The 15,085-nt window shown below is 68.3% G+C and carries 11 protein-coding genes; 3 read left to right on the forward strand and 8 right to left on the reverse strand.

All coding sequences use genetic code 11. The annotated features are described in order from the left end of the window. The first annotated feature begins 241 nt into the window (after window positions 1–241). A complete protein-coding gene (locus ACZK4S_RS06130) occupies window positions 242–730 on the forward strand; it encodes a hypothetical protein (RefSeq protein WP_463643712.1) in 489 nt (162 codons plus the stop codon). A gap of 73 nt (window positions 731–803) precedes the next feature. Here the strand turns inward: ACZK4S_RS06130 and ACZK4S_RS06135 are convergent, their stop codons facing one another. The 4 genes from ACZK4S_RS06135 to ACZK4S_RS06150 all read right to left on the reverse strand — a co-directional run bounded on the left by ACZK4S_RS06135 (window position 804) and on the right by ACZK4S_RS06150 (window position 5,638). Further along, window positions 804–1,769: a hypothetical protein gene (locus ACZK4S_RS06135; RefSeq protein WP_463643713.1), complete on the reverse strand. Its 966-nt coding sequence runs from the start codon at window positions 1,767–1,769 to the stop codon at window positions 804–806. Next, on the reverse strand, window positions 1,762–2,253 hold the full coding sequence (locus ACZK4S_RS06140) for an RNA polymerase sigma factor (protein WP_463643714.1): 492 nt from the start codon (window positions 2,251–2,253) through the stop codon (window positions 1,762–1,764). The genes ACZK4S_RS06135 and ACZK4S_RS06140 overlap by 8 nt, the downstream gene beginning before the upstream one ends. A 79-nt stretch (window positions 2,254–2,332) precedes the next feature. Then, complete coding sequence (locus ACZK4S_RS06145; protein ID WP_463643715.1) at window positions 2,333–5,119, reverse strand: FAD-binding and (Fe-S)-binding domain-containing protein; 2,787 nt, start codon at window positions 5,117–5,119, stop codon at window positions 2,333–2,335. 63 nt (window positions 5,120–5,182) lie between these two features. Next, window positions 5,183–5,638 carry a MarR family winged helix-turn-helix transcriptional regulator gene (locus tag ACZK4S_RS06150; RefSeq protein WP_076060502.1) on the reverse strand — a complete coding sequence of 152 codons (456 nt, stop codon included), beginning with the start codon at window positions 5,636–5,638 and terminating at the stop codon, window positions 5,183–5,185. Window positions 5,639–5,747: 109 nt separating this feature from the next. Between ACZK4S_RS06150 and ACZK4S_RS06155 the strand changes: the two genes are divergently transcribed. After that, entirely contained in the window at window positions 5,748–7,583 is a 1,836-nt protein-coding gene (locus ACZK4S_RS06155) for an AMP-dependent synthetase/ligase (protein ID WP_463643716.1), read from the forward strand. Window positions 7,584–7,587: 4 nt separating this feature from the next. Next, window positions 7,588–8,436 (forward strand): acyl-CoA thioesterase, encoded by an 849-nt coding sequence (locus ACZK4S_RS06160; protein WP_463643717.1) that lies wholly within the window; start codon window positions 7,588–7,590, stop codon window positions 8,434–8,436. 48 nt (window positions 8,437–8,484) lie between these two features. Here ACZK4S_RS06160 and ACZK4S_RS06165 read toward each other — a convergent pair whose 3' ends face one another. From ACZK4S_RS06165 to arfA, 4 genes are read right to left on the reverse strand one after another with little or no spacing between them, the layout of a single operon-like run. After that, window positions 8,485–10,842 (reverse strand): LamG-like jellyroll fold domain-containing protein, encoded by a 2,358-nt coding sequence (locus tag ACZK4S_RS06165; protein WP_463643719.1) that lies wholly within the window; start codon window positions 10,840–10,842, stop codon window positions 8,485–8,487. Window positions 10,843–10,862: 20 nt separating this feature from the next. Then, a complete protein-coding gene (locus ACZK4S_RS06170) occupies window positions 10,863–12,374 on the reverse strand; it encodes an alpha-N-arabinofuranosidase (protein ID WP_076060510.1) in 1,512 nt (503 codons plus the stop codon). An 8-nt stretch (window positions 12,375–12,382) separates the two neighbouring features. Further along, window positions 12,383–13,390, reverse strand: coding sequence for an arabinan endo-1,5-alpha-L-arabinosidase (locus ACZK4S_RS06175; RefSeq protein ID WP_463643720.1), 1,008 nt, complete (start codon window positions 13,388–13,390; stop codon window positions 12,383–12,385). Further along, the gene (arfA, locus tag ACZK4S_RS06180) at window positions 13,387–14,883 is read right to left on the reverse strand and encodes an arabinosylfuranosidase ArfA (RefSeq protein ID WP_463643722.1); all 1,497 of its coding nucleotides are present in this window, start codon (window positions 14,881–14,883) and stop codon (window positions 13,387–13,389) included. The genes ACZK4S_RS06175 and arfA overlap by 4 nt, the downstream gene beginning before the upstream one ends. Between the last annotated feature and the right edge of the window lie 202 nt (window positions 14,884–15,085).

Raw genomic sequence — 15,085 nt, forward strand, 5'->3', positions numbered from 1 at the left:
CTCCAGTCGGGGACCCGGTACCAACCTGTTCGGTAAACGCCCCCGCAACCCAAGATGAACAATTGGTGATCTGGCAAACGGCGAGTGGGTTTGGGTGACCACAACGTGAACGGTCAAGGCGGATCAGGTGGAATTGCACGTTCAAGGGCGGCTGCAGGGAAATCCGACGTCGGGTGAAAAAGCCTGCCGCAGGGGCCCTCAACCGGCTGCTGCAGAGGGGCCCCGGGGTAGGCTGGAATCCATGCCTTCGCACACGCCGGTCCCGAGGTACCCCTTGGGTGAGTATGCGTATCAGGGCTTGGGGTGGGGCAGTGTGCTGCTCCCGCTGCTGCTGGCGGTGGTCCGGTTCGCAGCCGCTCCAACGGACATGACGTTCGCTCTCTTCACCATCATCGGGCTGCCGGCCATCGTCGCCGGCCAGGTCATCGCGGGGCTGCTGGCCTGGACGTATCGCCGTCGGCAGTGGCGGCACTGGCTGGGGCCGATGGCGGCACGGTTGTCCTTCATCTATTACGTGGCCTGGGTGGTGCTGGCCTTGGCGTTGCCGGAGTCGCGTCCGGGCGAGGTCTATCCCTCGGTGCTGATGGGGCTGTTCGGGAGCGCTTTCGCCAACGGCCTGTCGGCGGTTCTCTTCTGGCTCATTCCGGTGCTGTACGTCACATTGCTGGCGTCGATCATCGTCGAGGGGGAGAGGGCCGTCAGGAAGTGGCGGAAGGCCCCCACGGCGTGACGGAGCCCCCAGGCGGCTCAAGAAGGGTGGCTTGAGCGCCCGGGGGCTCCATTCGGGGCCGGCGAGGTTGCCGTCAACTGGGCTCCACCAGTGCCTGGATCGCCTCTGGGATGGCGGCGGGAAGTTGGCACTGCCCGATGTCCGGATCCTCGCCACTGGGCTCGCAGTTGTTGTCCATGCCCTTGAATGCCGAAGTGAGCAACAACACGCGTTCCCCTGCCTGGACAACGACGGTGTCGGTGAAGACGCCGAAGCCCTCCTTCTCCGGCTCGGTCAGGATCATGAGGCCGGTGACGTAGCTCATCCGGGCCGGAGAGGCGTCCACCGCCGAATCGTCGAACGGTACCTCGTCTGTCTGATCCCGCGTGGTGACCTCCGACGGGGCCCCGAACTTGGGATCAACGTCGGCGCACGTCAGGGAATCAGCCTTCAGCAGGTCGAACCCGGCCGAGGCCTCCTCCGGGGTGGCGTAACCGAGCACCGCGGCGCTGATGTAGGCGGGCCAGTCGCCCTCCCTGCCGTACTCGCGGCTGAGGACGGTGATCGGAGCACCGACCTCACCCGGCACGCACAGCGACGAGACACCGAGCCCTTCGAACTCGTTCTTGATCACGCCGGGGGACTGGTCGAGGAACAGCATCTCCGCCGTGGGCAGGTTCGCATACGAGGGCGGGGCCACCGTCGGGTCCGTGGGCGGCACCACGGGGGAACCCGAGGTCACGGTCTCGGTGGGTTGCGGGGTGGGTGAGGGCGACGGCGACTGCGTGGGCACCTCGGTGGCACCGTCGGAGGCCGTGGGGGACGGCGTCTGGGGGATGGCGGTGTTGGCCCACTGGGGGGTGCGCAGCTGGTCGAGCAGCGGGCTCTGCCAGATACCCACACCGGCGGTCAACACCAGCGCCATGACCCCTGCAACCACGGACACGTGGCGGGCGGTGCGGCGGCGGTTGCCGCGGCGGCGGATCTCGGACGGGGGAAGCATGTCGACCTTCTTGGCATCGGCGGCCAGGCGGTCCAGCTCAGGAATGCGATCAGGCATGTCGGACCTCCAAGTCAGTGTTGAGAAGACGCGCCAGCGTGGCGCGGCCTCGGGCGAGCCGGGCCTTGACGGTCCCGGTGGGTGAGCCCACCTCGTCCGCCACCTGAGACACGCTCATGTCGCAGAGGTGATACAGCACGATGGCGCGGCGTTGGTCGTCGGGCAGTTGGTCGAGCGCCCTGTTGATCGCGACCCTGTCCGGGCTCGGCTCGTAGGTGCGCGCCGGTTCGACGGCACGGTCGGCCTGGCGGAATCCCCGGCGGGCCTTGCGCCAGCGACTGACGGCCAGGCGGTACGCGGTGGTGCGGATCCAGGCCTCGGGGTTCTGGTCCCAGTCAAGTTTTCTGCGATGGTCCCAGGCGCGGATGAACGCCTCTTGGACGCAGTCCTGCGCCTCGGTCAGATTGCCGCACATCGCGTAGATCTGGCCGACGAGTTTCTGGAACGACCCGGTGTACAACCGGTCGAACTGTGCCTCGTCCATGGCGCCTCCTCTCAGCGTGTTCTGCTGTGAATACGCACGGCCCCTGAGTTCGGTTGCATCAATTCTGGAGCAGCTTCGATCAGTGGGTGGCGAGGAGCTCCGCGAGCGACATCGAGGAGCGGCCGGCCAGCGAGGTGAGCTGCGTCTGGCAGGAGAAGCCGTCGGCCAGCACGATCGCGTCCGGGTGCGCCTCGACGGCGGGGCCCAGATCGTGCTCGAAGACCTTGACGCTCACCTCGTGGTGGCCGCGTTCGACGCCGAAGTTGCCGGCCAGGCCGCAGCAGCCGCCCACCTGCACCAGGTCCGCGCCGGTCTGCAGCAGGATCGCCTGATCCTTCGCCCACCCGATCACGGAGGCGTGGTGGCAGTGCGGCTGGGCGACGATGGTGTGGCCGCTGAGATCCGGCGGCGTGAAATCCGGGTCTGCCGTGAGGAACTCCGCCAGGGTGAGGACCTTGCCGTTGAGCGCGGCGACGTTCTCGTCCTCGGGGAGCAGTTCAGGGGCGTCGCTGCGCCACACCGCCGTGCAGGAGGGTTCCACGCCGACGATGGGCACGCCGTCGCGGACATACCGGGCGAGCACGGCCGCGGCGTTCGTGAGTTGGCGGCGGGCGCCGTCGAGTTGCCCGGTGGAGATCCAGGTGAGGCCGCAGCACGCGGTCTCCTCGAGGACCTCGGGCTCGTAGCCGAGGCGGACGAGGACCTGCACCATGGCGGCGAAGGAGGTGGATTCGAAGCAGTCCGAGAAGGAGTCCACCCAGATGAGCACGCGGCCCTTGGCGCCTTCGACGGCGCCCAGGCTCAGGGAGCTTCGGGCGGTCTTCGAGGCGAAGCGGGGGATCTGGCGGCGGCCGTCGACGCCGGCGGCGAACTTCAGGAGCCGGCCCAGCACGGGCGCCCCGCCGACGAGGTTGACCAGTCTGCCCAGGCCGGGGACGCGCGTGATGAGGCGACCCCAGCGCGGCAGCCACCCCAGCGCGTAGTGCGCCCGGGGACGGAGGCGACCCTTGTACGTCTCGTGGATCACGCGCGCCTTGTACGCCGCCATGTCGACGCCGGTGGGGCAGTCGCGCGCGCAACCCTTGCAGCTGAGGCAGAGGTCGAGCGCGGCGTGCACCTCGGGGGAGCGCCACCCCCCGGTGATCAGGGAGCCGTTGACCATCTCCTGGAGCGCGCGCGCCCGGCCGCGCGTCGAGTCCTTCTCGTTACGGGTGGCCTGGTAGCTGGGGCACATCACGCCGCCGGCCGCCGTCGAGTTCGCCAGGCACTTGCCCACGCCGGAGCACTGGTGCACGGCCTCAACGAAATCTGCATCGCTCAGCGACAACGGCGACCTGCTGGCCGCCACCATCCGCAGATCCGCCTCGATGGGGGCAGGATCGACGAGGACGCCGGGGTTGAGCAGGCCCTTCGGGTCGAAGACGTTCTTGATCTGGCGGAACAGGCCGAGCGCCTCGGGGGAGTACATGTGGTGCAACAGGGCGGAGCGGGCGCGGCCGTCGCCGTGTTCGCCGGACATGGAGCCGCCGAAGGACGCCACCAGTTGTGCGGCCTCCTCGACGAAGGCCTTGTAGCGCTCGGCGCCGTCCGGCTCCGTGAGCGGGAAGTCGATCCGGCAGTGCACGCACCCGTCGCCGAAGTGGCCGTACGGCAGCCCGTGCAGGTTGTACCGGCCGAGGAGTTCGTCGAAGCGACGCAGGTACTCGCCCAGGTGCTGCGGCGGGACGGCCGCGTCCTCCCAGCCGCCGTAGGCGGGCCTCTCGAGGCTCACGCCGGCCAGGCCGGCGCCGTCGGCACGGATCTTCCAGAGGCTGTTGGCTCGGGCGGGGTCGTCGACGACCCAGCCCTCCGTCGCGGCGGATCCGGCGACGACGGCGTGGGCGCGCTCCAGCACCTCGGCGCGGTCGTCGCCGACGAGTTCGAGGAACATCCAGCCGTCGCCGGCAGGCAGTTCTCCCACGGCCTCCGGCCCGTTCTTCGCGATGACCACGTCGACGATGCGCCTGTCGATGCCCTCGCACGCGGTGGGCTTGAAGCGCAGCAGGTTGGCGATGTCGTCGCCCGCGTCCGGCATGGTGGGGTAGCCCAACGCCACCATGACGCTGACCGGGGCGTCGGTGACCAGCCGCACGGTGGCGCGCACGATCACACCCAACGTGCCCTCGGTGCCGGCGAAGAACTTGGGCAGGTCGAACTTCTTCTCCGGAAGGAGGTGTTCCAGCGAGTAGCCGGAGACCTGACGGATGAACGTGCCGAACTCCGTGCGGATCACGCCCAGGTTGGCGGCGACGAGCGTGCGGAGCTCAGGCACGTCGTCGACCCCGAGCGTCAGTAGCTCGCCGGTGCCGGTGATGATGTCGAGGGAGACGACATTGTCGGACATGCGACCGTAGCCCAGGGCGCGGGGGCCGCAGGCGTTGTTCCCGATCATGCCGCCGACGGTGCAGCGGCTGGAGGTGGACGGATCGGGCCCGAGTCGCAGGCCGTAGGGGCGCGCGGCGATCTGGAGCTGATCCTGCACCACACCCGGATCGATGACGGCGGTGCCGGTCACGGGGTCGATGGAGTGGATCGTGTGGAGGTGCTTCGCCACGTCGATCACCAGCCCCGGCCCGACGGCGTTGCCCGCGCAGGATGTACCCGCGCCGCGGGCGGTGATGGGGGTATCGGTGGCCAGACAGGCGCGCACGAGGGCGATCAGCTCGTCGGAGGTGCGCGGGTGGGCGACGGCCAGCGGCTCGACGCGGTACAGCGAGGCATCCGAGGAATAGAGCGCGCGCGTCAGCGTGGAGGTGTCGACGATGCTGGCGAGCTCACCCAGCTCACTCAGTAGCCGGGCGTGGGGGGCAGCGGTGTCGACGGTCACCCCCCTAGTTTCGTGCGTCGGGAGAAGAATGTCGAAAGGTATCCACCGACGCCTCCCGGCGGATCAGTCCGTGACGGCGAGTGCTGACTGCATCGCGCGGCCAAGGGCCGCGTAATCCTCAGGGTTGATGGCGTCGACGAAGACCCGGCGCACCGAATCCACGTGGTGCGGCGCTGCCCGCTTGAGGAGGTCGAAGCCCTCTTCCGTCATGGTGGCCTGCACGCCGCGGCCGTCGGAATCGCACGAATTGCGCGAGACCAGGCCCATCCGCTCCATCCTCTTGACGGTGTGCGTCAACCGGGAACGGGAATGGCCCACCGAGGAGGCGAGCTCGCCCATGCGCAGCGTGTGGTTGGGGGACTCGCTGAGCCGTACCAACACCTCATATTCGGGCAGAGAGAGGTTAAACTGCCTCAGCGCCTCGTCGAGATACTCATTGATATGCGTGTTGGCCAGGAGGTAGCTCCGCCAGACACGTTGCTGGCTCTCCGTGAGCCAGCCTGCAACTGGTTCTGTCATGTGACCAGGATAGCACAATGGTTGAGGATTCAAGTAGTTGGTCCGCCAAATCCCTAGCCGACGCCGCAGCGGCACGTTAACCTTGCCTGCAACCGTTGAAAGGGACCCCATGGGACTTCGTGAAGAGATCATGTCGCGCTCGGCCGATTCTGTCGGCGCAATGCTGCGGCGGCGTGTGGCGGAGACGCCCGACAAGTTGGCGTTCATGTACCCCGACGGCAAGGCGGAGGGCCCCAACACCTGGAGCCGCCTCACCTGGCGCGAATCCCACGAGATCATCGAGAGGCTCGGCGCCGGACTCCTCGCCCGCGGCGTGAAGTACGAGGACCGCGTGGCCATCTGCTCCAGCACCCGCGTCGAATGGATCTTCCTTGACCTCGCCATCGCGGTCGCGGCAGGAGCCACCACGACGGTGTACCCCAACACGGGCCCTGACGACGTGCACTACATCGTCAGCGACTCCGGCTCCAGCGTCTTCGTGGCGGAGAACGCCGAACAGTTGGCCAAGGTGCAGGACACCTCTGACTTCGATCAGCAGATCCACACCATCGTCGTGATCGACGGCACCGGCGTCACCTTCGACGACCGCATCATCTCCTACGACAAGTTGATGGAACTGGGCGAGGCCCACCTCAAGGAGAACCCCGACGCGCTGGACGAATCCATCGCCTCGACGAACCACGACACCCTCTCCACGCTGATCTACACCTCCGGCACCACCGGCCGCCCCAAGGGCGTGCGGCTCAACCACCTGTCCTGGGTGTACGAGGGGGCGGCAACCAAGTACCTCGAGATCATCGGCCCGGACGAGCTGCAGTTCCTGTGGCTGCCGTTGAGCCACGTCTTCGGCAAGGCGCTGATCGCCGCGCAGCTGGACTACGGTTTCGCGTCCGCCGTCGACGGCCGCATCGACAAGATCGTCCAAGGACTTGGAGAGGTGCACCCCACCTTCATGTGTGGCGCGCCGCGCATCTTCGAGAAGGTGCGCGCCGCCGTCCTCACCAGCAGCACCGGCGTCAAGGGGAAGATCGCGCGCTGGGCGTTCTCCGTGGGCTACCGCTCCATCGACGACCGGCTCGCCGGCCGCCCGCTCAAGGGTGCGCTCGCGGTGCAGTACAAGATCGCCGACAAGCTGGTGTTCTCCAAGCTGAAGGAACGCCTCGGCGGCCAGATGAAGTTCATGATCTCGGGCTCCGCGAAGCTCAGCCCTCAGATCCAGAAGTGGTTCTACGGCGCGGGCATCCTCATCGTGGAGGGCTACGGCGCGACGGAGACCAGCGCCATCGCCGCCGTCGACCTGCCGGCGGACCCGCACTTCGGCACCGTCGGTGCCATCGTCCCGGGCGTCGAGAGCAAGCTGGCCGAGGACGGCGAACTGCTGTTGCGCGGCCCCATCATCACGCCCGGCTACCACAACCTGCCAGACCAGACCGCTGAGGCGATCGACGACGACGGCTGGTACCACACCGGCGACATCGCCGAGATCGCCCCCACCGGCCACGTCAAGATCACGGACCGCAAGAAGGACCTGTTCAAGACCTCCGGCGGCAAGTTCGTGGCTCCGCAGAAGGTGGAGGGCGCCATCCAGGCGAACATCCCCTACGTGTCGCAGTCCATCGCGGTGGGCGAGGGGCGCAAGTACGTGGCCGCCCTCATCGTGCTGGACCCGGTGATGCTGCAGAAGTGGGCCGACAAGCGCGATCTCGGGAACCTCAGCTACGCCGAGCAGTCGCAGCGGCCCGAGATCAGGGCCTCCATCGAGAAGTGGATGGGCCGGGTCAACGAGCGGCTCGAGAAGTGGGAGACGGTGAAGCAGTTCGCCATCCTGGACCACGAGCTCACCGTCGAGAACGCGGGCGTCACGGCCAACATGAAGGTGCGTCGCGGTGCGGTCACCGACAAGTACGCCGACGTCGTCGACACCCTGTACCCGCGGGAGGACTGACCCCTTGTTCCGCTGGAAGTGCCCCCTGCGTTGGTCCGACATGGACGCGCAGGGGCACATCAACAACGCCGTGATGGTCGACTACCTGCAGGAGGCGCGCGTCGTCTTCCTGCGCGGCGGCGCCGCGTCGGCACTGCTCGACGAGGGCATCGTCGTGGTCAGCCACCAGGTGGAGTACCGCCGGCCCCTCCATTACGACGGGGCTGAGGTGATCGTCGAGCTGGGGGTGTCGCGGCTGGGGGCGTCGCGGGTGGAGCTGGCCTATGAGGTGTCCCAGGGCGGTGAGGCCGCCCTGGTGGCGCGCACGATGCTGTGCGCCTTCAGCTTCGAGGAGCAGCGGCCCATCCGCTTGAAGCCCGCGTACCGCGAGTTCTTCGACACCCACCGCAGGGAGGTGGAGCCGCTGCGCGACCTGAGGGCGCCGTCGCTGGAGGGCGCAGGCACCCCGGTGTCGCTGCCGGTGCGCTGGACGGATCTGGACAGCTACGGGCACGTCAACAACGCGAAGGTCTACGACTACCTGCAACAGGCGCGCATCGAGGCCACCACGCAGTGGGATCCGACGATGGCCCGGGCCGGCTCGGAAGGCGCGGAGCACATGTGGCTCGTCGCCCGGCAGGACGTCGACTACCTGGCGCAGCTCGAACACCGCCCGGCGCCGTACGAGGTGCGCGTCGCGCCCGTGCAGCTGGGGTCGTCGTCGATCGTGCTTGCCTCGGAGATCGTCGACCCGGCGACGGGCACGGTGCACAACCGGGCGCGGACCATCCTGGTGGTGGCCGATCAGGCGCTGAACAAGTCGACGTTGCCCGGGTCGCTGCGGACGAACCTGGAGAGCCGCCTGGTGTCCTGACGCGATGATGGCTCCGCGAACCTTTCGCGGAGCCACCACTGCGGTGCGTCAGCGCTCGGCCAACTCCACCACCTCTGCGTCGGACAGCGGCGCGTTGTAGACCCGTAGCTCGTCCATCGCGCCCGAGTAGGGGACGTCCCACCAGTTGACGCCCAAGCTGAAGACCCCGTCGGTGGTGGTGAGCACGTCCGGGAACCCGGTGCCCTCGAAGACGCGGGTGCCATCCACCCAGGCCGTGAGCTTCCCGGAGTCGACGGTGAACGCCACGTGGGACCAGGCGCCGACGGGCAGCTTCTGCCCGAAGCCGGCGTCGTACCAGGCCGAACCGGACCAGATCATCGAGCCACCGCCCACGCCGCCGTGTCCGGACGGCAGCAGGCTCACCCAGGAGGTTTCGTCGCGCGCGGCGAAGAAGGTGGGGGTGAACTGCGTGGTCACGGTGGGCTTCAACCACAGGGAGACCGACCAGGTGGGCCCGGAGACGAGGCCATCGGGGAGCCGCACGCCCGAGCCGCCGTCGAACATTGCAGCCTGGCCCTGTACCCCCTCGCCGAACGTGATGCTGCCGCCGGTGGCACCGATCCGCGGGCCGCTCACCGTGCCTGCGGTCTGCCCGTCGGCGGCGTGGAGGTCGCCGTCGAAGGGGTAGCTCGCCACCAGCCCGCCCTCAACGCGGGCGGGCACCACGACGGTGAACTGCCGCGAGCCGGTGACGACGCCGTTGGTGACGGTGGCGGTCAACTCCACCGTCGCGTCGGGCTCCCCGGCCGTGGGCCGGACGACCGAACCGTCAGCGGCGATGACCGATTCGGCCGAGCTGGTCCACACGATGGTCGACCCCTGGGTGCCGGCGGTGGGCAGAGCGAGGTCGCTGATGGCGGTGGCCGGCACCGTGAGGTCGGCCAGCACCCGCTCCACCGCCTCGTCCGGCTCGACCTGCAGCCGCTGAATGGCACCCACCGCCGCCCCGTCGGGTGCCAGCGCGCTCCAGGTGGTGACCCATCGCCCCTGATCAGGGTCGAACTTGCGGGCAACTTCTGCCACGTACGTGGTTCCGCTGAGACGCAGGATGAGGCGCGACCGGCCGTCCCGTTCCCACGTGCCGCTCATGGCGCCGGTGACCTGACCCTGCTGCGTCAACTCGAGGGAGACGGCCTGATGGATGTCGGTGTCGATGGTGCGCGGGGCGTGGGCCACCACCGCGTAGGTGCCGACGACGTCGTGCCTCTTGACGTCCCTGGCTGTGGCGCCTCCGTAGCGCAGCGGCGCGACGACCGGCCACCCGTCGTCATCTGTGTACATCTCGTGCACGCGGATCTGGTGCTCCTCCCCGCGGCCGGGGAAGCGCGTGTGGAAGACCAGGAACTGCTGGCCGGTGGCCTCGTCGACGAACGGCGAACTGCCGCCGGGGGAGACGTACCCGAGCCCGCGTCCCGCTCCCGGGTCACCGGGCAGCCGCTGGAACTCGTGGTTCCCCAACAACTTCACGGCCGACTCCGCGATGGAGGCGTCGTCGAACAGCGGCTTGGCCGGATCCGCCTTGACCTCGGCCATGTCGCGTCCCTCCGCGTCGAGGTACGGCCCGTCCGGGCTGGTGGCGCGGGCGACGCGGATGTTGTAGCCACCCGTCGAATCCAGCCCGCCGTAGGTGACGAACAGGTTGTAGAAGCCGGTGGCGGGGTCATAGCTGACGGCCGGCCCCTCGATGCGGGCGTGGTTGCCGCCCCAGAGGTGCTTGCCGTACCCCTGATCCGGCAGAGGGAAGCCGGTGGAGGGGTCCAGCTCCAGGATGAAGATGCCTCCTGAGAAGGACCCGTAGACCATCCAGAGACGGCCGTCGGCATCGAAGAAGACATCCGGGTCGACGACGTTCGGGTGCACCGTGGCGTCGTAGATGGTGCCGTCCTCGGAGGGCTGGCCCCACATGCCGGATTTCAGGATGAGGCCGAGATCCTCGTACGGGCCGGTGACCTCGTCGGCCACCGCGATGCCCATCGCGGAGCGGGGCGAGTCGCCGCGGCAGGCGTTGTAGTACATGTAGAAGCGGCCGTCGGCCAGCTGGATCACGTCCGGTGCCCACAGCGTTTCGGTTTCCGCCCAGGTGAGCGCCTCGGAGAGCTCGGCGGTGACATCGTCGAACAACGGATTCTCGGGGGTCACGTCGGCGGCGATCTGCTCCCACTGGACCAGGTCGGTGCTCGAGGCTGCCTGGAGGTGGGAGCCGAACACGTAATGCACACCGTCGACCTTGATGTGGTCGGGGTCGTGCACCGTGGCGTCCGCGAACGTGGGCGTGGGCAGCTGGGGTGCCTCGGGCGGCCGTGCCTCGGCCGGTGAGGCGGCGATCAGCGACAGAGTGGCCACCAGCGCCACGGACAAAGACAGGGGAGAGCGGAGAGACGACATTGTTGCTCCTCAGGTGGGTATCAGGTCAGGGACAGGGTGACGAAGGAGTGGGGCGGAAGTTCGACCTCGAGGACGCCGTCGGCCGGGAGGCCGACCTCGAACGACGACGGGGCCACCGCGTCGGGCACGTCGGGGCTGTTGTGGTCACTGATCGACGGGGCGGTCAGGATCCGGCCCGTCACCGCTGTGACGGGCCGGCCGCGCAGCGCCAGCCGCACCGTGGTGGCGGCCTCGAGGTCGATGTTGCTCAGGGAGACCAGCGCCGCGCCGTCCTTGGTGGAGGCCGATGCCGAGACCATCGGCACGGTGGCTTTGCCCACCTCACGGGTGCTGACCGGCTCGCCGATCCAGGACACCGCGAGCGAGTCCGCGTCGTGATGCCCCTTGTTCATCTCGAACACGTGGTAGGTGGGCGTCTTGACCAGGCGGTCGCCGTCGGTGTGGAGGACAGCCTGCAGGACGTTGAGCACCTGGGCGATGTTGGCCATGACCAGGCGGTCGGCGTGGCGGTGGAAGGAGTCGAAGTGCACTGACGCCACCAGCGCGTCGCGCATGGTGTTCTGTTGGAACAGGAAGCCGGGGTTGGTGCCGGGTTCGGCTGCGAACCAGGTGCCCCACTCGTCGAGCACGAGGCCGATCCGCTTGCCGGGATCGTAGGCGTCCATGATGGTGCCGTGCCGCGTGAGGAGTTCCTCGATCCGGAACGCCGAGCGCATGGTGTCGTAGTACACGTCTGTGCTGAACTCGGTGGCGCTGTAGGTGGGCGGCCATTCGCCCGGGTAGGTGTAGTAGTGCAGCGAGATGGCGTCGAAGAAGTGGCGGGGGTTGCAGCCGCAGCCCAGGTCGCCGAGGGTCTTCATCAGCGTCTCGGTCCAGTGGTAGTCGTCCACGTTGGCGCCGCCGGCGATCTTGTAGAGCTTGTTGCCGTCGTGCTCGCGGCAGTAGGTCGAGTACTGGCGGGCCAGGTCGGCGTAGTACTCGGCGCGCATGTTGCCGCCGCAACCCCAGGACTCGTTGCCCACGCCCCAGAACGGAATGCGCCACGGTTCGTCGCGCCCGTTCTCGCGGCGCAGCTTCGACATCGGGGCGTCGCCGGAGCGGGTGAGGTACTCCACCCAGTCAGCCATCTCCTGCACGGTGCCGGAACCGACGTTGCCGCAGATGTACGGCTCGGTGCCCAGTTGGTCGCACAGGTCCATGAACTCGTGGGTGCCGAAGGAGTTGTCCTCCACCACGTTTCCCCAGTGGGTGTTGACCACGGTGGGGCGCTGGTCCCGGGGGCCGACGCCGTCGCGCCAGTGGTACTCGTCGGCGAAGCAGCCGCCGGGCCACCGGAGATTGGGGATGTCCAGGGCCTTCAACGCCTCCACCACGTCCGTGCGCATGCCGCGGGTGTGGGGGATCTGGGAATCCTCGCCGACGAAGATCCCCTCGTAGATGCAGTGGCCCAGGTGTTCGGCGAAGTGCCCGTAGAGGTGTCGGCTGATCCTGGGGCCGGGGACGTCGAGGTTGATGACGGCGGTGGTGAGCATGGGTCTCCTTACTTCGTGGTCTCGGACTCGGTCCGGAGGATGGGCCAACCGTCGCGCCAACCGAACCTGCGGATGGCCAGCTGGAAGTCGCCGCCGAGGTCGGCGTCGTAGTAGTGGTAGGCGATGTGGTCACCCGAGACGGACTGGCCGCCGGGGCCGATGCGGTTGTCGATGGTCTCGAGCAGCAGCGTGCCGCCGCCCTCGGCGAGATCGACCCCCTCCGCGTCGAGGTAGGGCCCCTCAGGTGACCTGGCGCGCCCGACGTTGATGTTGTAGGTGCTGGCGGTACCCCGGCAGCACGAGTCGAACGAGACGAACAGGTAGTACCAGCCGTCGCGGTACAGAAGCGCCGGCGCCTCGATGGCGTTGGTGGCGGTCTGGCGACTGGCGATGGTCACGGGTTCGGCTCCCTCCACGACCGTGCCGGAGGGGAGATCCAGCGGCACCAACTGGATGCCGCCCCAGAACGACCCGAACGCCATCCAGCCCCGGCCCTCTTCGTCGACGAGAACGGCCGGGTCGATGGCGTTGTAGTCCTTGGAGCCGTCGGACGAGACCACCTGGCCCCGGTCGGTCCAGCCCGCCGACGGATCCTCGGCATCGAGCTCGTCGTTGGTCAGCAGGCCGATTGCCGATGTGTTGGAGCCGAACGTGGAGGCGGAGTAGTAGAGGTACCAGGTGCCCTCGTGCTCCACCACCTCTGGAGCCCAGAAGTTCTCCACGCCGGCGATCTCCTCGACGGCCCACTGGGGCGCGGTGTCGGGCCCCCACGCCTCACCGGCGTAGCGCCATTCACGCCCGTCAGTCGAGGTGCGGACCTGGATCGCCCCTTGGGCGACGCGGGGGTCGCCGGTGGAGAACACGAGCCACGGGTGGTCGTCGGTGCCGACGACGAGGCCCGGATCGTGCGTGCGGAGGTCACCCGACACGTCGAGTTCCTCCGCCACGGGCGAGCCCGCCTGGCAGCCGGCCACCAGGAGGGCAGCCACCACGCCCGCGACCCACCTGACGGTCATCCGGCGAACCTCACCATCGTCCAGGAGATCGGCGGAAGCGAGATCTCCAGGGAGCGTTCGGTCAGCGTGGCGCTCTCGTTCGGGCGCGGTGCCACGGTGCTGTCGTCGTCGACGCCGGCCTGCCACCGGGGGTCGGTGTGGTGCAGGGTGACGGCCTCGGTCAGGGACACGCCGGCGGGGACATCGACCACCACCTCGATGGTCTCGCTCTCGGAGCGGTTGACGAGGAACAGCGCACCGGCCGACTCGTCCCACGTCGCGACGGCGTCCACCGCGGGAACAGCGCCGAACGCGTGGCTCGCGATCGTGGGGGAGTCGATGACGACGCGGAGCACTTCGCCCCGGGCGTACCTGGAGGTGAGCGCGAACGGGTGGAAGGTCGTCTGCTTCCAGACGGGGCCGTCGGGCTCGCTCATCACCGGCGCGATGACGTTGACGAGCTGCGCCAGGTTGGCCGACCACACCCTGTCGGTGTGGCGCAGCAGCGAGATGAGCAGGTTCCCGAAGACGACGGCGTCGGCCACCGAGTAGTTGTCCTCGAGCAGTCGGGGTGCCACGGGCCAGTCGTCGCCGGCGGGCGGCCTCGACGGCGTGCGGTCCTGGTACCAGATGTTCCACTCGTCGAAGGAGATGCCGATCTTCTTGTCACTCTTCCGGGCGGCACCGACGGCGTCGATCGTCGCGCCCACCTGGCTGATGAAGCGGTCCATGTCTTCGGCGGACACGAGGAACTCCTGGAGACCGTGCTCGCCCTCCCAGTAGTAGGCGTGCGCGGAGATCATGTCCACGTGGTCCCAGGCCTCGGTGAGGACGACGCGCTCCCACTCGCCGAAGGTCGGCATGGAGCGCTGCGAGGAGCCACACGCGACCAGCTCGAGGGAGGGGTCGATCATCCGCATGGCGCGGGCCGTCTCGGTGGCGATGCGGCCGTACTCCTCGGCGGTCTTGTGACCGATCTGCCAGGGACCGTCCATCTCGTTGCCGAGGCACCACATCCGGACCCGGTACGGCTCGTCAGCGCCGTTGGCCCGACGCTGCTCCGCGAAGTGGGACGTGCCGGGCACGTTGCAGTACTCCAACAGGTCGAGGGCCTCTTGCGTGCCACGCGTGCCGAGGTTGACCGCCATCATCGGCTCGATCCCGGCCAGCCGCGCCCAGGCCATGAATTCGTCGGTGCCGAACGTGTTGGGGTCCGAGGAGTGCCAGGCGAGATCCAGCCGGTGCGGCCGCTCCTCGACGGGCCCCACGCCGTCCTCCCAGCGGTACCCGGAGACGAAGTTGCCGCCCGGGTAGCGCACGGTGGACACCCCGAGCTCACGCACCAGGTCGAGGACGTCGCCCCGGAACCCGTTCTCGTCGGCCGTCGGGTGCCCCGGCTCGTAGATGCCGGTGTAGACGCATCGTCCGAGGTGCTCGACGAACGAGCCGAATGTCCGTCGGCGCACCGGGCCGACCCGGAACGCTGGATTGATGACCACATGGGCATGATGCATGCCTGAGCCCCTTTGCTGAAACTGTACATCGATAGAAATCCAGCATGTCATCTGGTGCGGTGGAAGGTCAAGGCCTGGCCGCGACTGTCGTTCCTGAGCGTGAAGAGTCCCCTAAAGGTCACGATTCGATAACGGCGGTTGCGTGTACATCGATGTAAGTGTAGTTTCCTGGCTACCAGTTCCAGGGTGGGAACGTGACGCC

Source organism: Tessaracoccus zhenghani (genome assembly GCF_055326325.1).